Origin of the sequence: Rummeliibacillus sp. SL167 (assembly GCF_007896505.1) — a bacterium.
Taxonomy (GTDB): Bacteria; Bacillota; Bacilli; order Bacillales_A; family Planococcaceae; genus Rummeliibacillus; species Rummeliibacillus suwonensis.
Window position 1 is genome coordinate 134,018 of record NZ_VCBM01000005.1, and the last position, 22,647, is coordinate 156,664.

The 22,647-nt window shown below is 34.0% G+C and carries 18 protein-coding genes and 3 pseudogenes; 1 reads left to right on the forward strand and 20 read right to left on the reverse strand.

The features are described 5' to 3' along the window. Window positions 1-120 precede the first annotated feature (120 nt). The 6 genes from FEZ13_RS17635 to FEZ13_RS17660 form a co-directional block, all read right to left on the reverse strand. Window positions 121-1,344 (reverse strand): glutathionylspermidine synthase family protein, encoded by a 1,224-nt coding sequence (locus FEZ13_RS17635; RefSeq protein WP_146553749.1) that lies wholly within the window; start codon window positions 1,342-1,344, stop codon window positions 121-123. 8 nt (window positions 1,345-1,352) lie between these two features. After that, window positions 1,353-1,808 (reverse strand): RNA helicase, encoded by a 456-nt coding sequence (locus FEZ13_RS17640; RefSeq protein WP_146550473.1) that lies wholly within the window; start codon window positions 1,806-1,808, stop codon window positions 1,353-1,355. Between the two features lie 18 nt (window positions 1,809-1,826). Continuing rightward, entirely contained in the window at window positions 1,827-2,225 is a 399-nt protein-coding gene (locus FEZ13_RS17645) for a DUF350 domain-containing protein (protein WP_146550472.1), read from the reverse strand. Between the two features lie 41 nt (window positions 2,226-2,266). After that, window positions 2,267-2,602 (reverse strand): aminotransferase yhxA, encoded by a 336-nt coding sequence (locus tag FEZ13_RS17650; RefSeq protein WP_146550471.1) that lies wholly within the window; start codon window positions 2,600-2,602, stop codon window positions 2,267-2,269. Window positions 2,603-2,910: 308 nt separating this feature from the next. After that, window positions 2,911-3,327, reverse strand: a complete 417-nt coding sequence (locus tag FEZ13_RS17655; RefSeq protein WP_255473241.1) for a GGDEF domain-containing protein — start codon at window positions 3,325-3,327, stop codon at window positions 2,911-2,913. Next, window positions 3,306-3,494, reverse strand: a complete 189-nt coding sequence (locus tag FEZ13_RS17660) for a hypothetical protein (RefSeq protein WP_146553751.1) — start codon at window positions 3,492-3,494, stop codon at window positions 3,306-3,308. Before FEZ13_RS17660 ends, FEZ13_RS17655 begins: the two co-directional genes overlap by 22 nt. 369 nt (window positions 3,495-3,863) lie before the next feature. Here FEZ13_RS17660 and FEZ13_RS17665 point away from each other — a divergent pair, with 369 nt between their 5' ends. Beyond that, window positions 3,864-4,361, forward strand: a complete 498-nt coding sequence (locus tag FEZ13_RS17665) for a hypothetical protein (RefSeq protein ID WP_146553752.1) — start codon at window positions 3,864-3,866, stop codon at window positions 4,359-4,361. Window positions 4,362-4,533: 172 nt separating this feature from the next. Here FEZ13_RS17665 and FEZ13_RS17670 read toward each other — a convergent pair whose 3' ends face one another. From FEZ13_RS17670 to FEZ13_RS17735, 14 genes and pseudogenes are all read right to left on the reverse strand, one after another. After that, window positions 4,534-4,809: a hypothetical protein gene (locus FEZ13_RS17670; protein ID WP_146553753.1), complete on the reverse strand. Its 276-nt coding sequence runs from the start codon at window positions 4,807-4,809 to the stop codon at window positions 4,534-4,536. A gap of 558 nt (window positions 4,810-5,367) precedes the next feature. After that, the gene (locus FEZ13_RS17675) at window positions 5,368-5,751 is read right to left on the reverse strand and encodes a hypothetical protein (protein ID WP_146553754.1); all 384 of its coding nucleotides are present in this window, start codon (window positions 5,749-5,751) and stop codon (window positions 5,368-5,370) included. Between the two features lie 10 nt (window positions 5,752-5,761). Further along, a complete protein-coding gene (locus FEZ13_RS17680) occupies window positions 5,762-6,547 on the reverse strand; it encodes a nucleotidyltransferase domain-containing protein (protein ID WP_146553755.1) in 786 nt (261 codons plus the stop codon). A gap of 149 nt (window positions 6,548-6,696) precedes the next feature. After that, a pseudogene (locus tag FEZ13_RS17685) lies at window positions 6,697-7,080 on the reverse strand (ABC transporter permease); the annotation flags it as partial. Between the two features lie 623 nt (window positions 7,081-7,703). Next, the gene (locus FEZ13_RS17690) at window positions 7,704-8,300 is read right to left on the reverse strand and encodes a peroxiredoxin family protein (protein ID WP_186725971.1); all 597 of its coding nucleotides are present in this window, start codon (window positions 8,298-8,300) and stop codon (window positions 7,704-7,706) included. 358 nt (window positions 8,301-8,658) lie between these two features. Then, window positions 8,659-10,332 carry a nitrous oxide reductase accessory protein NosL gene (locus FEZ13_RS17695; protein WP_146553757.1) on the reverse strand — a complete coding sequence of 558 codons (1,674 nt, stop codon included), beginning with the start codon at window positions 10,330-10,332 and terminating at the stop codon, window positions 8,659-8,661. A 39-nt stretch (window positions 10,333-10,371) separates the two neighbouring features. Then, a complete protein-coding gene (locus FEZ13_RS17700; RefSeq protein ID WP_146553758.1) occupies window positions 10,372-10,746 on the reverse strand; it encodes a nitrous oxide reductase accessory protein NosL in 375 nt (124 codons plus the stop codon). 8 nt (window positions 10,747-10,754) lie between these two features. Continuing rightward, complete coding sequence (locus FEZ13_RS17705) at window positions 10,755-11,324, reverse strand: nitrous oxide reductase accessory protein NosL (protein ID WP_146553759.1); 570 nt, start codon at window positions 11,322-11,324, stop codon at window positions 10,755-10,757. A gap of 280 nt (window positions 11,325-11,604) precedes the next feature. After that, window positions 11,605-11,799: pseudogene (locus FEZ13_RS17710) on the reverse strand (dihydrofolate reductase); the annotation flags it as partial. A gap of 118 nt (window positions 11,800-11,917) precedes the next feature. Continuing rightward, window positions 11,918-12,377: pseudogene (locus FEZ13_RS17715) on the reverse strand (VOC family protein). A 94-nt stretch (window positions 12,378-12,471) separates the two neighbouring features. After that, window positions 12,472-13,746 (reverse strand): MFS transporter, encoded by a 1,275-nt coding sequence (locus FEZ13_RS17720; RefSeq protein ID WP_146553761.1) that lies wholly within the window; start codon window positions 13,744-13,746, stop codon window positions 12,472-12,474. A gap of 336 nt (window positions 13,747-14,082) precedes the next feature. After that, window positions 14,083-16,971 (reverse strand): DEAD/DEAH box helicase, encoded by a 2,889-nt coding sequence (locus FEZ13_RS17725; protein ID WP_146553762.1) that lies wholly within the window; start codon window positions 16,969-16,971, stop codon window positions 14,083-14,085. 159 nt (window positions 16,972-17,130) lie between these two features. Then, on the reverse strand, window positions 17,131-19,323 hold the full coding sequence (locus FEZ13_RS17730) for a hypothetical protein (RefSeq protein WP_146553763.1): 2,193 nt from the start codon (window positions 19,321-19,323) through the stop codon (window positions 17,131-17,133). Window positions 19,324-19,619: 296 nt separating this feature from the next. Then, entirely contained in the window at window positions 19,620-22,634 is a 3,015-nt protein-coding gene (locus FEZ13_RS17735; RefSeq protein WP_146553764.1) for a type I restriction endonuclease subunit R, read from the reverse strand. Window positions 22,635-22,647 lie beyond the last annotated feature (13 nt).

The following is a 22,647-nucleotide window of genomic DNA, read 5'->3' on the forward strand; positions in this document are numbered from 1 at the left end:
ATGAATAATGATTGTTTTCGCTCAAGCACTAGAGCCTTACATTAATTACCTATTTTCTAAGTCTGATATTTCATGAAGTGAAAAATAATGGCTCCTCATTCCACCTTTTTGAGAAATGGCTTATTGTTCTTCTTTTAAAATTCCTACTGGCAAATAATAAGAAAGATTGTCCGTAATCGGGCCTCCCACTCTATAGCCAAGCGCTGCCGATTGACCATTTAGTAAAAAACATCCCAGCAGCAAATTCCCTTGCTGTTGCCCTTTTTCACTATTAAATGTGATGGGGGGATGCTTGATCCATTGCTGATAAACGGGAACATACTCTGAATACGATTCTTGAGCATCTGCATGTATCAACTGACCGTTCCCATTGAATATTTCCACTGTGTCTCCTTCTCTTCCGAAAGCAGGTTTTTTCACATAAGAAAGCCCTTTTTGTAAAAAAACATCCGGTTCAAGATAAGTTGGAAGGAAATATTCATCCATCCATAAATGCTCTTCTTCTGTAAAGAAAGGATGATGTTCCTCATGTAACCCCCAAATAACAGCTTGTACTACTTTGTTTTGTAGCAAAAAGGATGACGGAGGGTTAATGATCGCCAGTTTCTTTTCTTCAACAAGCTTCAGCAACCATGAACCAATTGGATTTCCTTCCTCATCTTCATCCATGATCAAACTTTCGATAGGGAATGTTTGCCGATAAAGGACATCTATTTTGACCCCTTCTTCATCGAAAAGCCCCACATCCTTTTGAATCTGTAACTTATGGAGAGGTGTAAATTTAGATGGCGATATTCCATTTTGAAGATACAAAACCGTTTCACGATCTTCTATATTATCCTCATGAGCCGTAAAAACGATATGAGGAGACTTGTTCGCTGTACTTTGGTATATGCTGTCATGAACAACTTTCCCTAAAAGGCGATCCATTCCCTTATTTGGATCCTCTACGCCGAATTCTTGACATACCAGTCCATTGACATCAAACAATTCTTTTATAAATGTGGGCGTATCAGCATTGATTTCAATGCACTTATAGCTATTTTTGTATGGAATAAGGTCAAGTCGTGCAATAACACTTTCCGTTGAAAGGGTTTTTAACCTTATAAATGAAAGTGTCTCCCTTGGAAATCCCATTTCTAGTAAAGTTTCATCAGGTACTTTTCGAAGCAGCGAACCTATTTTAAAAAATATACTGCCAATACGTTCACTGATAAGCCGAATGCGGGAAACTTCCGTTTTGCTTAAAAGCTTTATATCATAAAGTGCATATTCCTCTCCATAAAGGTCCGCCCAAAAGCTTTCCATTTTCCCATAAAACTGCTGTCGCTTTGTATGATCCATCTATCTATTCATTCCTCTTCCAAGTCCTTGACGTATATCACATACACGCCTCGATCCTCGTCAATTTCTGTAGAGGTGACAAGCTTTTGTCCAACTAATGGCACATCCACTACATCTTTTAAAAGAAAACGAAGGACATCAAAATGAGAAGGACATGGAATACGTGCCAATAATCGAAAGTTCTCTTGTTCATACGGACTACGAAACTCAATATGTATGCCTGCACCACGAAAACTTTTTTCATCTTCTCCTGACAAATTTCTTCCCATTTCTTTGACGACTAGTATATCTTCTTCCCCATACATCTCATTTGAAATAAGTTCATATTGGGTTCCTCTCATAATAAAATAGGTACAAAGTTGTCTCGCGTAAAATTCATCTATCCCAACATTTGAAATGGAATATTCATAGAGCGGCTCATAGTGGCTATTGCCTTTATCAATGTAATACGTTAATTGTTTCAATCTACTTCCCCACCTCCGTTAGTAGGATAAACATTTAGCTAAAACCCAACCGACTGCTAATGATAGTGATAATAATATCGTACCAACTGCACGATTATCCTCTTCGATCGCTCGTTGAATACTAAATCGAATTGTAATGACTTCCGCTAAGAGAAAGACAATGATTTGAGAAACAATCCCGATCGCACCCCAAAGCGCCATATCGAACAGAGATACTGAATATTCAGCAGCCGCGCCTAAAACAAGTGCTAACCCCATGACTTTTCCACCGAGCGACATAGCCGCTGTGACATTTTTCTCAGCGATCAATTGAAATTCTTTGATCTTCGGTGTGCTAATCGCAAACAAAGCTACTCCTACAACAAGCAAAAGTAGAGCCACTCCTAAATATGATAGAAAATTGATATATAAATTCATATTCATCCTCCTTTTCAACTTTGATCTTCATCACGTAGACATCATCCTCCAAAGCTTTTCAGTCCACTGCCAAACCCTGTACTGGCTTTAATCCCACCTTTAAATGAGGAACTTTTTTTATAGCTTTTATAATCATTGCTTTTTAATAGCGAATTTTTATTGCCATAATAATGACCGCCATAGTAATAATGACCATAATGGCTTGAACCACTGTCATCACATGTCCAAATACCGTCATCATCTTCCCATTCCCAATCATCACAATTTTTGTCTGATGGTTTAGGAGGAAGATTAGCACTGCTAGAGCCACATCCGGTAAGCCCCAATGTAAGTGCGGTCGTTGTAATACCTATCATCATTTTCTGCGTTTTCTTCATGATCCTCACTCCCTTCCTATTCGCACTATACTTTACGAATAAATATCAAAAAAGATTCGAGTATGAATCTGGAAATTTTTGTTTGAGTGTTTTTTCATTTTATTAGGATGTGTCTTGAATGATTTGTATATATGGATCCATCTTATAAATACCTTTTGGTTTAAAAATACGAACAATTTTCAGATACATTCAAATTATGTTTCGCTATGAACGGATGTGCACCCAATAAAAAACTACTTGTAATCTTCAAGTAACATTGCAAAAGTGATCTATAATGAAAACTTCCATTTTGATCATTCAATGATCCATTAACCATTTTCTACACCTGCATACACACAGACTTGATTACGGCCTTCTCTCTTTGCTACATACAAAGCCTTATCTGCCTTATTCAAAAGATGGTTTAATGTTTCTCCTGGCTGTTTTACGGCTTCCGCTACTCCACTACTTAATGTGACAGCAACGACTCCCTCGCTAGTTGTTAGTGGTTGAGACTCGACCTGTTGACGTAATTGATTTGCTAACGATTCTCCTACTGAGGCATTGTGCTTCAATGCAAGAATAAATTCTTCACCACCATAGCGGGCAAAGAGTATGTCTTTCCCTACCTGCATTTGACAAACTTGCGCTACATGTTTCAGCACTTGATCTCCAACATCATGACCATATGTATCATTCACTTTTTTAAAATAATCAATATCTATTAAAATAGTCGTAAATGGCAAAAGGCAGAACCAAAACAATAAATAGCAATGGACAATGCATAAACGATAAAGAATCTAGCGATATTTGTATAATTGTGACGCTTTATAAATACGTATAAACATAAATACAAATTTAATACACCTGATACACAGATAAGCGTAATATAAGCTGTCAATTGCGCATTCACAATTTGAGATCTCCTTTGAAAAATACTTTTTAATTAATGTAACACGAATCAAATTCATAATCTCTGTTTATTTTTAAAATATGAAAATTTTTCTATTTGAATAATTTACTACAGCCGTGTGATTCTTTACTCTTACCTCTAGTTAAGTAGTTTTCATTCATATGGGATCCCTAATATAGCTTTCGACCATTCGTTCTTTGTCACCCATAGTGAAAAGTTACATAATTTAAAATAATCGTGTACAGAAGGCATTTTTTTCATAAATTAAAGGAAACGACTCTTTTCTTTCCCTTAGATAAATGATATCAAGACAGATGTTTGATGCTATGATGATGGATTCAGCGAAATTTTATAAAGAAAGGAATGGCTATGGTTCATTTTAAATTTTTTCATGGGATTGTGACACAAATAAATGACTTTGTGATCAGAGGAGGGCAAAACGGAGAAGGTGAAGGTTGTTACAAGCTAATGACTGTAGAGGATGGAGCTGGCAATATCGTCCATTTCGTCATCTCACCTACTACTTATTTCGTAGACAATGAAATCGTGTCTATCGGGGATTCCTTTACTGGCTATTATGATGGAGATGCACCTGTCCCCCTCATTTATCCACCACAATATCGAGCGCTTGTCGTTGTAAAGGAAAACAATTATCAAAATGTAAAAGTTTCATTTTTTAATGACCAATTAATCAGTAGTGATGGTCAATTAAAGCTGACTCTCTCTCCCTATACCCCTATCTTATTAACAAATGGGCAACCCTTTTCAAAAAATCCTGCCAATCGAAATCTAATCGTGATCTACGGTCCTACTACAAGAAGTATTCCTGCTCAAACTACGCCTTATAAAATAATCGTTTGGTGTTAAAACTATGTAATGAAAATATATTTGATTGTCATCCAATTTTAGTTGGATGATGATGAATGATTGATGAGAAATGTTCAGCACACACCTATTTTCTGCTTGAATACAATCTTGTTCATTCAAGAAAAAAGGAACCCCCATATGTTTTTGAAACAGTGGGGGTAATGTCCTAATATTACCGTTCTTCCTTCTTTTGTACGTCATGTAATTGCTGCTTGATCAGTTCTAACTGCTCTTTGTTTTGTTGGACTATATCCAAATGCTCGCCATAATTTTCTGCATTCAAGATTGCATTTTCCGCATGTGAGATTTGATCGAAAATATGTTCAACTGCCATTTCTTCTTGATGTGATTTTGCTATTTTCAACATACGTTCTGCCTTTTGGACAGAATTGCTAGACAAAGTGCTTGGATGGTCCTGTTTCCAACTTGTATCTGAGTGTTTAGCCAATTTTGCTTCTTCCCTTCCTACCAACTTAGGTAAATGATCTAAACATAGTATTGTAAAATGTCCAGAAAATATGCACAGCTGGAGGAATGAGCTCTTACACAATACCATCCATAAAAACATAGGCGGGGTATTTTTGTTTTTTTCAGTTTTGAATCCTCTTTTTATCTAATATATATTTAATACAATATGCTCTCCTATCACGGATAACATATGATTCTATAAAAAAACTGCTCACCCCTATCCATTAGAATGAGCAGTTTTTTATAGCTTGTTTTTATATTTTTTTGTAGATTTAAGTACTCTCCATCTATCAAAATAATAGATACTGTAATTAAATCAGCCTATAAAGTCGCGTTATGAAAGATGTGAATCAGCATGGTATTCAGGATATTTGAAAAAATCATTTGAATCAGTATATTCGCATTTAAACAATTAGAAGATTTATTAGCATTTATCTAATACTATAATACGACTCAACACCATCATGCAGTGTTTCTAAAACTAATTTTTGATTATAATTTATAGTTACTCGTAGTTCACTTGCGGCTCACTTGTGGCTTACTTTCTTAATTTATATTTACTAGATTTACCCTCTAAAATAATTTTTTCTTGGTCTCTTAATGATTTCAGCATTCTTTTACTTGTTGCTGAAGAAAACCCACATAATCTTTCAACTTCTGATCGAGTAATATATTCATTCTTAGATAAATAATCTACATCAAAACCTTTATCTTTTGTATACTCAATTTGATCATCAAATTCAGCATATATTCGATGAGTAAACATATAGCTATTTCTTTTTTCTCTCTGTAATATATTCTTTTTCTGACAAAGATTATTCAACACAGTAATGACAGACTGATGATTAATCTGTGCGACTTCAGCTGCTTTTGATGATTCGATGGATTTTTCTAATAATTGACATGACGTGATGATACACAAGACTAAATGCTTACTTCCAAACTTCTTGCAAAGTATTTCTGAACAAGTCATCTAATATTTTCGTTGGATCCTTTACTTCAACTCTGAGTAATCTCACATATTCTTCGAGTCGTTCCATTTCATTTTCCACAAAATCATTAATCACATCAATACGAGGTTCGATATCTAACTCGTCCCCAATGAGCTTTCGTTTTAAAAGATGTTCCACTGCATTTTTTAGTTCACCTTCTGGAATTATGTCTGCCAACAATTCATGAAAACTAATAGGGGGTGTCCGATTGTATTTTTCAATCCACTTACAAGCTAATATGGGTCGAAGTACATAAAAATACTTTTTGATTCTCACTTCTGAACCTTGTAAATATTCACGGTAATTATTTTGTGCCATGTGTAAATAATGATGAATCATCGAATTTGGATAAAATACAGTCGATTCCAAAGACCGCAAGTTATCGACGAATGCGTATTTTTGATAATACACGATATCGCTGCGTAACCATTCTAAAAGTGGCGGATTATTTTTTCGAAAAAGACGTAGCGCTTTCGTGATTTCCCAGCCGCTTATATCTAATAAATCATTAATCGGTTCTTCAATTACATCTCTCTTTGCACCAATACCCTGAGGATCAATTGAGAGATACCATTTTGGTGGGTGAATATAAATAAACCGAACATCATAATCACTATCTTTTGAAGGAAAGCCCCATGCCCTACTACCCGATTCAACCGCATATAAAATCTTTACGTTATATTTTTCTTCTATTTTCAATAATTTCTTTCGGATGATTTTCTTCATTTCGCATATCTCCTATAAAGTTTCATAAGTTTCCTCTAAATCCTCCCATGTTATTAATATAACTAAATACCTGAGTATAGTACATGAAGAAAATCATCACATAAAACTTAGATTCTATGAAATTACGTCATCGAAAAATACATCGATCACTATGCACGCCGCATATAAGCACGTACCGTAACGGGAGCAAAGATGGCCACTATAATTCCTGCTCCAATAAGAGAGATCGTGAAGTCCCAACCTATTGTCCCAGAATTGGTTAAATGTCTTACAGCTGTAACTAGATGCGAGATTGGATTAATCTTTACAAACCATTGAAGCAGGCCGGGCAGTGTATTAGTCGGTACAAATGCATTAGAGAGAAACGTGAGCGGAAACAGAATAATCATGGAGATTCCTTGTACACTTGAGGCTGTACGTGAAATGACTCCAAAGAAAGCAAAAATCCAGCTTATAGCCCAAGAACAAATAATGACAAGAATCCCTGCAAGGAATACAAAGTCTAAACCACCTTCAGGACGATATCCCATGATGTTCTCCAAACATGGAAGAAATAATTATATAGGTTTTTTTATTCATAACCCCTTTTTTAACTTTCTTATCCGAATCAATTTCATAATGCAAAATTTAGATGAAAAACACGAACATTTTAAATCAACACGAACATTAATATTCAGAAATTTTTGTTTCGCTCCAGACGGCGCTTTCCACGGGACTTGGCTTCAATCTCCTCGGGTCAACACGATGTTGACTCCAAAGCCGTTGCCACAGGACGTGGGCGAGCTTAGGCTTTGTCCCTTAAAAGGTTCCTGTGGGGCTTTCAGCTCAAGCTTTTCCCGTAGGACTTTGAATAAACTTCCTGAACTAACAACGCACGAAGGAAATGCGTATGCATTTTCGAGGAGTCGCCGTCTTCCGCTCCACAACTATCAAAATTAGTTATTATTAAATGTTCGTATTTTTTAAAAAGAAAATGATTTATGAAATTGATTCATCCATACAACAGTTAAAGAAAATTTCATATGTAACACAACTTTTTTTGACCATTTATTTTTTAATCTTTTACTTTTATTGAGGTTCCTTGATAAGCTAAACCCCAAGTCACTCTTATAATGACATTATAATTTTTCGCTTTTTTCTAATTGTTTGACTTTTATTATTCAGCTTTGTTCACTAATTCTTTCATTGATGCCTCATTCATGGGACCTTCAATGATATCAACCATGTTTCCTTTGGTATCGATCATATAAGTCGTTGGCAGCGTGAGTACTTGATATGTACTACTTGCATACCCTTCTTCATCTAACAAAACTTCAAAAGTTAGCCCTTGTTTTTTCACAAATTGGGCAACCGATTCTTTTCCCTTATCCTTATTTGTTACGTTAACTGCTAAAATTTCAACACCTTGATTTTTGTACTCTTCATAAACTTTTTGCATATGTGGCATTTCTTCTTTACAATGTGGACACCATGTTGCCCAGAAATTTAAAATCACTTTTTTACCTACATAATCTGATAAATGTACGGTCTTACCTTCTAACGTTTTCAACTCAAAATCTGGTGCTACATACTCTACTTTAGATGTCGTATTTTCTTTTTCATTGGCAGCCGCTGTTTCGGTTTTTTTAGCTGTTTCAGCTGTTTTCACTGTTTCTTTCTCACCTATTGTTTTTTTCTCGTTACCGAGGACACTTATTACAACCATCGTTATTAAACCCATGATCATAATGATAGAAATCCAATTCTTAACCAATGGAATACCCCCAATTTCATAAATGAATCCACGCATAAATCCTAAAAGGCAGTAATGATAAAGTGAAACTTCCATCAGTGAGGGGTTTCTTCATCTCCCACTGATCCTGATGACCAATATCTTGTTGGCCCGAACCAATCTGGCTATTACGGGCGTTTTCCCATACCTATTTCTTCACTTCTCTCTCACTCTTGAGGTATGGGTACTGCTCATTAATGTGGGATAAAACAGATTATCTCAACTAATGACACAAAGCGAAAACCCCTAACGTGATTTGTCTCAACAACAATGACGACACACGAGTTTTCGCTTTTCTATTCATTCAAAATGGTAAATATTTAGCTTTTGTTATTGAAAATTACTGTGCTGCTTTATCAACCTCGTATTGATAATCCATTCCCTTATTATTCGTTTTCGCATATTCACTGATATTTTCTAATTTTTCAGCTACTACATTTTCTTGGCTCACACCTAGGTAGTTTGCTGCACTTGATAAATCTGTGAAATGGAAAAGTTTCCACCCCATGATTCCTTTAGCTGTTTCATCAGTTCTATATTTTACAGTTACTGCATTTTCAACTTCAATCCAGTTATTTAAGCGTGGAGCTGCTGCACCATAATCACGAACATATTTATGAACAAATGCTATACCATTTGCATGTTCTTGATGATACATACATCCAATTCTACAAAAATAATGTGTATATCCTTCTTGATCGATCGCCTTGGCGGTATACACTTTATTGGGGTCAGTGTTATAAAGATCCATCCGACATACTTCACAATGTACACCAGTTTGTGTTATCTCTGAAAAGTCAGAGATCCCATCGACAGTAATTGTTTTTACGGCTTGATTCCCTAATTTGTCCTCTGCATACACCGTATAAACACCATTTTTTAATGCGATAATTTTATCTTTTTGACTCGCACTTTGTAATGGTGCTATTCTTGATCCCTCATCAACGAAGTATTCTACATCCTTATTTCCATATGCCCATTTAAGATCTTGAATCCCATTATCATCAGTCGTTGAAAATTGTATTTTTTTACTGACGGCTGTTGTATCACTTTCTGGTATTGAAAGTGTGATTGCTGGTGCCGTTTTATCAATATTTGAGATGGTGATTGTTTGAACATGCGTATTTCCTGCGCTGTCTTTGGCGTATACTGTGTATGTTCCATTTGTTTTAATGCTGAACGTGCTGCTTGTAAATTTTGTACCATTCTTTGTGAAGTACGCAGCTGTTTGATTACCACTTGCCCATTTTTTTGATACTACTTTCACATTATCATGAATCGAAGCAGTTACTGTTACATTTTCATTTGTGGTATTCGTTGTGCTTGGACTTAATGAAATAGTTGGATTTGTTTGATCGATATTAGAGATTTTGATTGTTTTTGTTCTTTTATTACCGTTATTGTCTAGAGCGTACACTGTATATGTTCCATTTTTACTTACTGTAAAGGCATTAGCTTTCACTTTTGTGCCTGTAGTTGAAAATTTATTTGCGGACTTTGCACCGATTGCCCATTTTTTAAGGGCCACTTTCTTATTATCTGTCACAGTCACTTTCACTGTGACATTTTTATTCGTTGGCTTTGTTGTACTCGCTTTTAATACAATACTTGGTGCTTCTTTTTTATATTTTGCCTTGGCATTAGCCTTAATGGTTGTTAATTTAACCTTTTTTAATATTACATTATGTTTCTTTTTATAATTTTTAATATATTTGTCTGCTGCCGCTACTTTTGAAAAATAAATTTTTTTGGAAGCATTTATTTTAACGATTGTGACTGAATTTAACGCAACCCATTTTCTTGTATTATAATCTTTTACTTTCTTTATGAATGTAACCCCTTCATTTAATTCATCATATAACAATGAATTGACATCCTTATAATAAACTACTTTTCCATTTTTAATAGCTTGCACATCTTTAGTTGCTGCAAATACATTCGAATTATGATTACCACTTAAAGTTGCTATTAAAAAGACACATAACAGCAATCCGAATCCTAAATGTTTTCTCATTCTTTCTATTCTCCTTTTTATTTGTATTTTTACATATATTTATTGATATTTCTGAATACTTTCTTTTTGAATAGTTTGAAATGGAACAATTTTTGCACCTGAATGTTTGGCAATATAATTCTTTGCTTCATCTGCTTTAGCAAAATATATATAACCATCGTCCATTGGTGAAACTAGCGATGTTTTAACATAAGTTGCCTTTTCAGTTTGAATCCAATTCAATGTTTTGTAATCACGAACATACTTTTTATTCGTTTCGCGATTCTTCACTTCATCGTAAAGCAAGCAACTAATATCATCGTAATAGACAACTTTCCCGTTTTTTTTGATAGCTTGTGCTGAAAAAACCCCTAAAGGAACGTTTTGTTGATAAACAACCATATTGCAGAATGCACAATCCGTATCCTTTGGCACATCTTTCTCTAAACTTGATACAACTGTAGGTTTACTTGGCTTTGTTGTATTCTTTTTTTTTCCACATTGCTACTAAACTGACCTTTATATCTGTTGATCGCTTTTTTTCTAATGGTACTAAGTTTTACGATTTTACTTGTTTTGTGTTTAGCGACATATTTCTTTGCTTGAGACTTACTAGCAAAGGAGATATAGCCCCATCCCATAGGCGACTGCAAGTTTGTCTTGACGTATGTTGCCTTCTCCGCTTTGATCCATTTTAGCGTTTTATAATCACGCACGTACTTTTTATTTTTAGTTTTATGTTTGACTTCATCGTATAAAAGACACCCAATATCATCGTAATAAACAACCTTACCGTTCTTTTTAATGGCCTGTGATGAAAAAATACCCATTTTACTTTTCTTTTGGTACACAACCATATTACACAATGCACATTTTGAATGTTTAGGTACATCTTTTTTTAAACTAGACGTAGCTGCCTCAGCATCCATTTGGGGATGCTTATTGTCGATAGAACCTACAGAGATGATACTTAACAATATAATTCCTGAAACGAATAAAAATAATTTCTTCAATGTTTACAATCTCCTTTCAATCAATGTCTGTCAATTATCAATAATACAAAACAGATGTGAAATAAGATAAAAGGAACTGTGAAATAATAGATAAATTTTACTAAAATAGTTGCTAACATAGGAATTTTTGAATACTTACTATTTCCGACTAAAAGAAAAGCGAAAACTCATACATCGTCATTGCCGTCGAGACAAATCACGTTAGAAGTTTTCGCTTTATGTTATCAGTCTATTGAATTTATTTTTGCCATTACCTTTTTTAGATTTTTCCATCAAAAAATCTGGTCAGAATAATATTCCTTCTTTCAGGTAAAGCTCTTTCGATTGACTCAAGTTTTTTTCTACCTAATACGATTGGATATTCTTTAGTAATATCTTTAACACACTCCCAATCTTTTGGAATTCCCCAAGAGATTTCATCCTCTTTGCCAATTACTCTATTCTTATCTATATCAACAATTAAAGAAACTTTCATATGTAACACAGTCTTTTTTGACTATTTTACCATCTAATTTTCTATTGAAGTTCCTTGATAAACTAAACTCCAAGTTTGTACAAGAAGAGACGGTCCTCTTTAACTGAATAAGAAGAGATTATTTCTTTTTATTAAACCACTCTTCTAATGTCATCATTTCAAACTCTTCTTCGAAATCCAACTGTAAAGGTGTTATAAGTTCTATTGAGTTTCCATCTGGATCATCAAAATAAATTGCCGCATGTGCTTGTGGATTATTAGGTAATACAAGTGGTTGTTTGTCAGACGTAAAGCCAAAAGATGTTCGCACTAGAATTCCTTTTTGTTCTAGCCATTCTTTTGCCTGTATTATATCTTCTAAATCAACTTTGAAACGCAATATGCCTTAAAGAAGGATGATAAGGCGTCTTTACTTTGTCTGTCTCCCAAATTCCTAACCAACTGTTTCCTTTTTCAATCCAGAAGAAAGCTAGTTTTTCATTTTGATAAGCAATCTCTAATCCCAATTTCTTATAAAAATCTATGGAAATTGAAAGATCACTCACTGGTAAATGTGCTTCATACAAACCTTTTATCATTAAATCACCTTCCTCTGCTTAAATTTTGAAAGAGGTTTGCTGTATTCTCGTAGAGTTTTATCGTGCTTCCTTGCAGCAGGTAAGATCGATTCATTTAAATCAGCGGTTTTTCATATTCGATCTCTTTTGGTTCCGGTACACGGGCTAAGACAGCAATACCAACTAAAAATAGAATGATAAGACTAAATACACCCATATTGGAATGTCCCGTCATCTGTGCAATCGCGCCAACTAATAAAGGGCCCATAATCGATGCAAATTTTCCAAAAATATTATAAAAACCAAAGAACTCATTTGAATTTGCTTTTGGAACTAATTTTGCAAAATAGGAGCGGCTTAACGATTGAATACCACCCTGAGAAGTTGCAACCAGCATAGCCATGATCCAAAAATCTAACGTGGTTTTTAAGAAATAAGCATAAATACAGACGATGATATAAATGATAATACCTACATAAAGCATCTTTTTACCGGTAAACCTGTCTGATAATTTACCATAAAGAATGGCAAAAGGTGCAGCGACAACTTGTGTGACAAACAGTATCACCAAGAGATTCGTCGAGCTGATTCCAAGGTCAGATCCATAAGCTGTTGACATGGTAATGATGGTTCCAATACCGTCAATATAAAAGAAATAGGCGATTAAAAATAAGAATACACTACGATATTGTTTTACATTTTTAAATGTTTCCCCCAGCCGTTTAAAACTATTGATAACCGGGTTTTTTTCAGGTTCAATGAAGTATTGTTGCTGAACATTTTTGAGGAGGGAAATCGTAAATAATCCCCACCAGACAGCTGTAATCAAAAAGGCCATTTTACTTGCAATTATAGCGGAGATTGGCAAGACCCCCTGCTGTGCTAAGATAATAATGACAATACTAATAAGAAAGGGAATCGTACTCCCGATATAGCCTAAACCAAAGCCGCGGGCCGATACGGCATTCATTTTTTCTTCGCTCGTAATGTCTACAAGAAAAGCATCATAAAATACATTCGCCCCGGCAAATCCAATCGCTGTAAAGGTATAACAAATTAATAATAAAAGCCATTTTTCAGAAGGGATAAAAGCAAGCATGGCCGTAGAGAGAACACCTACAAAAAAGAAGAATGTAAAAAATTTCTTTTTATAGCCTTTATAATCGGCGATGGTCCCAAGGATGGGTCCTAGCATAGCCAATATGAAGGTGGCAATGGCAATGGTGTACCCTAAATAGGCCGTAGAATTGGCAGCACTAATTCCTGCCTTCGTTGCTGCTGCCTTATAAAATAGTGGGAAAACAGCGGTAGAAATAATAATGGAATACGCTGAATTTGCCCAGTCATAAAACATCCAGCTGTTCTCTTGTTTTGTAAACCTCTTCATTATCTATTCCCCCCAGTTACATGTACACTTCCAATATGACATAAAACGGATTAAATAATGGAGAAATATTAAAATTTAATGTAATTTTTACAGTTGTAATAATTGCTTGATCACGTTACCATCTGTTTCCTCGGTTCAAATCCCAGTAATCTTACAAAGGTTGGATCTTCATCTACAAGAAGATCTTCTATTCTATTCAATTCTAGATGAGGCTATGAAAACAGCTTGACATAATTAAAAAACCTCATTTATTTGTGATACGGTTCACCGTGGTGATTTAAGAGGCAAAAAATGAGCTTGGGAATTTTATCCCCAACGCTCATTTTTATTGTATATTGATCAGCTACCCCAAATCTCAAATTCGTTTGCTGAACCTGAATGTTTTATATAATGATTAGTTGCAGCTAACAATTCTGCTATTTTATCTCTCATTTTATGATTAAACTTAACAGATGGTTGTACAGCTATAATTTTAGCTTTTAATACTTTATTTGTTTGAAGGTCATTTACCAATTCATTGTAGTCTCCTAAAATTAATTTACAGTAACCCGATTTATTTCTACTTATTATTTTTGTTCTAAATACAGATTTTGTCTTCAACCAAATTATAGACTTTATTGATTGGCCTACAACATCATAAATATCATTTACAGAGTTATTATATGTTTTTCCTTTCATAGCTTTCACATGATAAAAATGTATTTTAATCTCGGAAGCAGTAATACTTATTCCTATATAATCAGCTACTTCTCCTGTTCCGTGATCGTAAATCAGATAATCATACCCTACATCTCCTAAAATTTTTTCTAGAGCATCGTGTATAGAAATCATACCTGATTTCTCAGTGCTTCCAAATTCTACAGTAACATCTGTTTTAAATTCCTCCCATTTCACTTCCTTGATTAAGTCAGGTACAAATTGTTCAACTTTAAAGTTATTTTTTGCTATTTCTCCATCAGTAACTAAACATAAATCGGTAGTTAGCATTTCTAATGGATTGCCATTTAAATAATCTGACAATCTTTGTTGATGCTTTCCAACTTGTAGAAGCAACTCGTTATCCTTTTGAACTGATGTTACTTTTCCTTCAACTGAGAGAGAATATAAATAACTTGTATCTTCAAAGTTACAATAGAATTGTATTTCATTTTTAGTAACTGCAGAAATATCTAATTCTATGTCCAATATTGTCTTCTCACTTATCTTTCCTTCTAATATCAAATTACGTGGATTTGAGTAAGTATTATTAGACCATTTAATACAGAATATTGTTTCCGGAAATTTTATAAGTTTTTCTGGAATTGGAACAAAGTCATATGCTGTATTCGTTTTAACAACAAGTTCTTTGTCATTTATTTTTAATGCATTTATACGACACCATTCTACAAATTCTTTTATAGAGCCATATGTACTACTCCATATTTTAGAACCACTACTGTAACCAAGCGTCGTTTCTACCCCATTATTAATCGCTTTACAAAACACGTGTCCTGCAGCATATAACTTACCTGTGGCAGGATCGTATGTGTTACTTACATCAGGACCAGAACTAATAATATAAGACTCCTCATTGGATACACGGTTTTGCAATCCGGAATTGAAAATTTCAAAATTCATCATGCCACCTAATACTTTATGTAATTCATTCCTACTTATTTTCTGAAAGGAATCTTCTCCACAATATGCATTTGCAACCATATAATATAAATTTTCATTTTTAAGCTGCGAGTTAATGAATAACAAGTTAGTCTCATGTGAATAATAAAGTACTACTAAATAATAACTCTGATCATATAATTCACTTTGAGTAGTTGCCCATCTAGGAACAACTAGCTCCTTTAATATAGCTATAACAGTACTATTTTCTTTATTTACTAGAACACCTTCTATTTTCAGACCCATTTCTGGAAAGTTCGCATTAATGTCAAAAGAAGCTGTTCGAAATATTTTCGCATGGAAGTTAGGCCTTAAATGAGCTATTTCGTTAATAATCTCCTTAGATGCATCTGATTTTAAAGTAAAGCTATTTAGAAATTGTTGATTTTCCTCTTCTTGGGTAATCTGAGATTCAGTTAAATTAATAATAATATCTTTCCAAATAGCATCTTGGGAAAATAATTTATGATTTTCAAGCACGAAATCCTCATCATTAATTGCTATAAACTTTGCAACACCAATATTATCAGCATTAGTTCTCGCAAATCTACCAATAAACTGTAATGTTACAGCAAGAGATTTATGCGGAGAATGAATAGCGCCTATTTTTAAATTCGGGAAATCAAATCCTTCTGCCATCATATCCACACAAATAACTCCATCTAATTTGCCTTCTTTCAATTTATTAATAATTGTTTTAACCGTTTTAGAAGAAAGCCGGCTATGTACAACTTCTAGTTTTAATTCAGTATTTGTTTTATAGATTTGTAATAGTGCTTTTGATTCTTCTATTGAACCCGCCCTCACCATCAAAGAATGTTTATATCCTTTTAATTTATCCTCATAGAATATTTTCTCAGCTTCAACAGCAATTTTTACATCTCGGTTTTCATTGGCATCTATTTTAACAGGGATAAAGGTAATTTCACCGAATATTTTATCTTCATAGGCTTGAGATAGAGAATAGGAATATATTAAATCTGCTTTAATTTTCTTATTATCTAACCTAAAGGGGGTAGCAGTAAACAATATTCTTTTGGTATTAGTAAAGTTCTCAAGTGCCTCTCGCCATTTCTTAGCTGGTTCATGATGTGCTTCATCAACTAATATTAGATCAAATTTATCTTTTATTTCTGTACTTATTGAAAGGTTATACGCCCCATGTGGTGTAGCAACAATAACATCACTATTTTTAATAGTATCTATATGATTCTCAATTTTAGTATCTGTAAGTTCAAAAACATTTGGATTCATGCAAATCTCTGGCAATACATTAATATCTTTAAGTGTTATTAGATTTCTAAAATCCTCGGCAATTTGATTCCTAACCAAAATTGAGGGTGTAATAATTAATACTTTTTTTGATTCCAATAAATACGGACTTATCATAATTACTGCTGTTTTACCGGTTCCTGTTGGTAATACCACTAATGCTTGTTTACTATTTTCCTTTGTGAAATAGGAAGCTATTGCATGTACTGCCCCCAACTGAGCTTTTCGTAGTCCCTTATAATTATCTCTTGCTTTTCTAAACTGTAAGTTCTCGTAGTTTTCTAGAAAGTAATGATACATTTTATCCTCCTGCAAAATTAGCTCTTTTTAAAAACCTTTCTAAAACATCGACCCTAAGTATCTAGTAACACTTCCTTTATCTGTATCGTACTTTCACAAGATTGCATTAGAGGTTCACTATATTCCCCTATTTATGAAAATAACTCTAACTTCTGATTGCTATTCAAATTCTTTAATATTACGTGACTTACTTATCTGTTCTCTAGTAATTTTAAGTTGGTTATATGCAGGCTCTGGTAAAGCTTGAAATTGTTCTGGGCCTATAATGTGCGTAATAACCTTTTTTAATTCCTTATTATTATTGACCCCAACTACTACACAATAGGTTGTTTCATCTTCATATATAACTCTCTCCATCAAAAACCTTTTGCGTTGAACAACATCTTTAAATACTTTATTGGATGTATGAAGTAGGAATATCGATATGATTGGCAATTCTCGGATTCCATCACCTTTTTTATAGTTTGGCGACATATATGGAGTTAATATTGCTTTACGCCTTCTAAATTCTAATAGTTTCTTACTTCTAGATGTAAGGAACTCGCTGAGGTTATCCCTCGAATTTGAGTCTAATAAAAGAAGGTATCTAGCTACTCGTATACACATATTATCTCTAGTACTGTCTAATAAATTTATGAGCTGCTCAAACATGAACTCCATCTCTTGTTTAGGTTTTGCTGCTGGTCCTATTAATAAATCTAGAAAGCTTTCCCTCTCATCATCAAGATTAGAATTGATTTTTCTTGCCATGTAGGTATCAATTTCTTCTCTATGACTATCAATATATATTTCTCCTATGTCTTCTTCCTGACTAGCAATCTCGCTTATTTGCTTAGAATAATCATTATAAGCAAAATACATCCCTATATGGTCTAATTCATCATTTAGTTTTATATATGGATTTTTAGTAGCTTGGCTCCTTTGATATAAGTAATTTAAGAACAAACTTGGGGAACTAAATAGTTCAGGGTATACCCTCAAGTCATTTACAGAAACACACCAGACAGGCAGATCACTATTTTGGATAAACTCTGTCTTTTCTATTCGAGATGCTATTTCGTTAAAATCATCTAAAGTAACACAACAAGCTTGAATGAACTTTATATTCTCAATAGCAGTAATCAATTTATAACGTTTTTTACTCTCTTTTTGATAAATCTCTATCTTTTCTGCCTTCTTATATTCCTCATAAAACCGTAGAGATTGTTCATAGGGGTTTTTCGCCAAATCATTCAATGATTTTTTGTAGGCCTCTTCATCGGAAAAGGGCGAAACAGGTGATAATGCTCCACCCTTAACTTCAATAATTATCATTACATCATCAAATAGGATAATACCGTCACATTCACACCATTCATTCTTCCCATTTGCCCCAACTGGTGCTTTATAAAATATATTTTGATAGGTTCTGGCTGTAGGCAAAATTGTTTTAAATAGTTTAAAAGGCAATTCCTCTGATAAATCTTTTTGGATGTCATTTATCTTATTTGTTATACTTCCATTTTTCCTTCTCAAGGCTCTTAAAACCGTTCTGTAAAAGTTATCTATTAAATTATCAATAGAAAAACAATAATATTTATCCCCTATACCAATAAAGGGCTTGTATTTTATAGGGGGTTCTTTTATCATCACTTGTAAATCATTTTCATAAAAGTCTTTGCATTCGCCTTGTTGAAGTGATAATTCCTTAATAAACTCTTGAGGCCAACCTGTAATACTTTCAACATTAAAGTATTCAGCTAAATGTAAGAATACATTTTCTGTTAGTTCTTTTTCAGGTGAAGCACCACTATCTAGCAAAACTTCCATAAATCCCATTGTGCGCAAATGTCTACTGATTGCTAAAAGCCCTTCTACTAAATCCATACTTGTAATTCCAAAATTCTCATCTAAAAGATCTGTATATGGAGACAACATATCTGTAAAATGGTCTTTTTCAAAGAAGGGATACAATGTTCCAGAAACATTCATTTGCATACCTTGTGAATACTTAATCAAGTCATCCTTCTGTGTAAGATGTACATACATAGTGGCAGCAGTAAACAGACTTTCCAGTAATTCCATATATTCATTTATTTCATTTTTATCTAAGCATCTAGTTCCTGTGTTTAGGTCACTACTTACTATAAGACTTTGCGTAATATCAAGCATTTTGTTCTCAAAAGGGCTAATATTACCATGAACCGAAGCCTCAATATCTCCAAGATGTTTAAAAAACTTTAAAACATGCAACTGAACCATAATTATTAGGGGATTGGCTTTAGATATTGTGCTTCTAATCTTTGTAAGACCTTCCGCTATATTTTTCTCCCACTTTGTTATATCAGTAAAAGGGAACCCAGTGTCATTCATCTATTCATCTCCTACTTGTAGAATTGTTTAAGGATTCACTAAGTTCGTAGCGAGTTTAATGATATTTTTATATAAAAATATCAGTCATCTCTTAAAAGTTCTAACCCTTTCTAGAAATGACTGACATTGCTGTTTTTTTCAATATTAACCTTTTTAGATTGCTACTTGCTGTATATCTCTATTCCTACTTCCGATACTTCACATTCACTTTGCTTATACATAAAGGCACCAAATATTAGACCTTAATTTTAGGGATAGCAAAGCTCTATTAAATTCCTTTAATACTGTATTCCAACTTACACTTCCGACCGCAATGTCTTATAAACATCCGCTGCAATAAATGCATAGACAGTTTTAAAGTACGAATCGTCAGATCCAATCAATCTTTGATAGGCTTCCGTATTCTTCGTGTACTCATCCATTACTCGATCAAGGAATACATCCTTAAACAAGCTATTTTCAAACATTTCTTGGCTATTATTTTTAGCCATGTTTACTATTTTTGCGTCAACTTCTTGAGTAAATGCCTTGTGCAATGTTTCCACAATTACTCGATCTTGTGGAGAGAAATCATCTGGGAACCGCTCGTTAATTCGATGAATAATCTCTTCTAACGAATCACGCTCTTCAACTGGTTTTACGTTTGCATTAAATTCTTCAGGATGCTTTAATTCCCCACCCTCTTCATTTTCAGCAACAAGCATGATTTCGCCTTCAAAATCCTTTTGCAGCTTATAATATTCAAGCTTTACTTTATCTGCAATATCCACCTTTTCACGCTTTTCTTTAGGGATAAACTTTAGTAAATAGCTTGTGTAAATGTTTTCTTCTAGTAATTCCATATCAAATGTGCGATCTAACTGTGCCACATAGTTGTACCATTTACCAAAGTTACGTAATGTCACTCTGAATTCATATTGTGTATCTTCTGGTAAGTCCTCATAACGCTGAATGACAGGCTTAAATAAGCTAGATATACGACCTAATAAACGCTCATCTTGCTTCTTTTGTGCTTGTTTCACAAGTTTCATCACTTGAGCAATATCATCATCATTGTACAAAGCAAATTTACGTAATTTATTTTGTGTATCGTATATTAGATTTAAGTTTACTTCTTCTTTTAATGTAGTCACTTCATAGAAAGGTTGGAATGCTTCTAATATCTCTTCTTCTGTGTTTACAAAATCTAAGATAAATGTATCTTTCTTTCCTTGCATCGTTCGATTTAAACGGGATAGTGTCTGCACTGCTTTCACGCCACGTAATTTTTTATCGACAAACATCGTATGAAGTAACGGCTCGTCAAAACCTGTTTGATATTTCTCTGCAACAATTAATAAATTAAAGTCATCCCCGTGAAAAGTTTCTTTTAATTGATTTTCTTTTATCCGCTCGCCATCTTTCGTTACATTCATATTCGACTCCGTATATTCTTTGTCATCGTCTGTAACAGTACCTGAAAACGCAACAAGGACATCGAGGTCTGTATAGCCTTTTTCTTTAATGTAAGCTTTAAATTCTTTCATATAACGAACTGCATGTAAACGCGATGGAGTAACAATCATTGCTTTAGCCCTACCACCAATAGCCTTTTTTGTTACTTCTCTAAACTGCTCAACCATTACTTCTGTTTTTTGTCGTAATACCCATGGGTGAAAAGATTGATACCGGGCAATTGCTCGTACAGCTTCTGTTTTTGGTAATTCAGGGTTTTCCTCAATTTCTTTTGCAATACGGTAAGAGGTTTTATATGTCATATAATTTTTTAATACGTCCAAAATAAAACCCTCTTCAATTGCTTGTCTCATGCTATATACATGAAAAGGTCTAAAGCTACCATCTGCTTGTTTTGTACCAAACATTTCAATCGTTTTTTCTTTTGGGGTAGCAGTAAAGGCAAAGAAACTTAAATTATGATGTTGTCCTTGCGATAATAACGTTTGAACGAGCTGATCTTGGTCATCTAATGTTTGATTTTCAATATCTTCCTCAAATTCCTGATACTCTTTAAGCGATGCTTGTTTATCTGCTAGGGCTTGTTTTAACTTCTGTGCGCTTCTTCCAGTTTGTGAAGAATGTGCTTCATCAACTATAATCGCAAATCTTCTTCCCTCTACTGTATCGACTTCTTGATAAATGACAGGGAACTTTTGTAGTGTTGTAATGATGATTTTCTTTTTATCGTTAATTGCATTTTTTAGGTCTTGTGATGATTTATTATCGCCAATTGTTTCAACTTGTCCCGTAGTATGTTCAAAACTTGTAATCGTGTCCTGTAACTGTCGGTCTAATATTGTCCGGTCTGTAACGATAATAATAGATGAATAGATTGGATTGTTCTCTCTATCATGTAAAGAAGCTAAATGATAGGCTAACCATGCGATACTATTTGATTTCCCCGAACCTGCCGAATGTTGAATAAGATAATTTTTTCCTGAACCATGTTCTGCTACATCTTGTACAAGCTTATTAACGACGTCCAATTGATGGTAGCGAGGGAATATTAATATATCCTTTTTCACCTCAAAATTCATGAACCGTTCAATTATATCCATCAATTGATTACGATGCAGAACTTGTTCCCATAAATATGCTGTAGGGTATCCTTCTGTATTATGAGGGTTACCTTTTCCTCCAACTTCTCCAGCGCCATTTGATCCTTGGTTAAAAGGTAAGAAGTATGTTTTGTTTTTTTCTAGTTTGGTTGTCATGTACACTTCAAAGTGATCAACAGCAAAATACACTAGAAAACGTTTATTAAATTGAAAAACGGTTTCACTTGGATCACGATTCGTTTCAAATTGTAATTTTGCATGTTCAACATTTTGTCCTGTATATTGATTTTTTAATTCTAAAGCGACAAGAGGTATACCGTTTACAGCTAATACCATATCGATTGTGTTTCGATTTTTGGTACTATAAGCAAACTGACGTATACATTGAAAACGATTCGCATCGAACTTTTTAATATTTTCATAGCTTAAAGAAGAAACAGGTCGAAAATAAACAATTTTAAAAGAAACACCACGATCTTTAATTCCTTTTCGAAGTACATGCAATAGACCATGTGCGTTTATCTCTTCATTAAACCGTTTTAGAAATTTTCTTTCTGCATCTGTATGATAAATCTTTTCGTATCGCTTCCATGCCTTTGGTTGTGTTTCACGAATAAATGACAGTAGCACAGGTACATCTAACCCTTGTTGTGGATTGTAGTTTGTATCTTTAAAGGCGACCGACTCCCAGCCACCTTCATTTGTTAAGCTAGTTCCAATGTCTTTTTCAAAACGATCTTCTTTGTTTTCAAGCACATCCCAGACCTCC

Coding starts and splice junctions, on each gene's coding strand:
- FEZ13_RS17635 (WP_146553749.1), bottom strand. CDS start 1,344: ATGGATCATACAAAGCGACAGCAGTTTTATGGGAAAATGGAAAGCTTT.
- FEZ13_RS17645 (WP_146550472.1), bottom strand. CDS start 2,225: ATGAATTTATATATCAATTTTCTATCATATTTAGGAGTGGCTCTACTT.
- FEZ13_RS17650 (WP_146550471.1), bottom strand. CDS start 2,602: ATGAAGAAAACGCAGAAAATGATGATAGGTATTACAACGACCGCACTT.
- FEZ13_RS17665 (WP_146553752.1), top strand. CDS start 3,864: ATGGTTCATTTTAAATTTTTTCATGGGATTGTGACACAAATAAATGAC.
- FEZ13_RS17680 (WP_146553755.1), bottom strand. CDS start 6,547: ATGAAGAAAATCATCCGAAAGAAATTATTGAAAATAGAAGAAAAATAT.
- FEZ13_RS17695 (WP_146553757.1), bottom strand. CDS start 10,332: ATGAGAAAACATTTAGGATTCGGATTGCTGTTATGTGTCTTTTTAATA.
- FEZ13_RS17725 (WP_146553762.1), bottom strand. CDS start 16,971: ATGTATCATTACTTTCTAGAAAACTACGAGAACTTACAGTTTAGAAAA.
- FEZ13_RS17730 (WP_146553763.1), bottom strand. CDS start 19,323: ATGAATGACACTGGGTTCCCTTTTACTGATATAACAAAGTGGGAGAAA.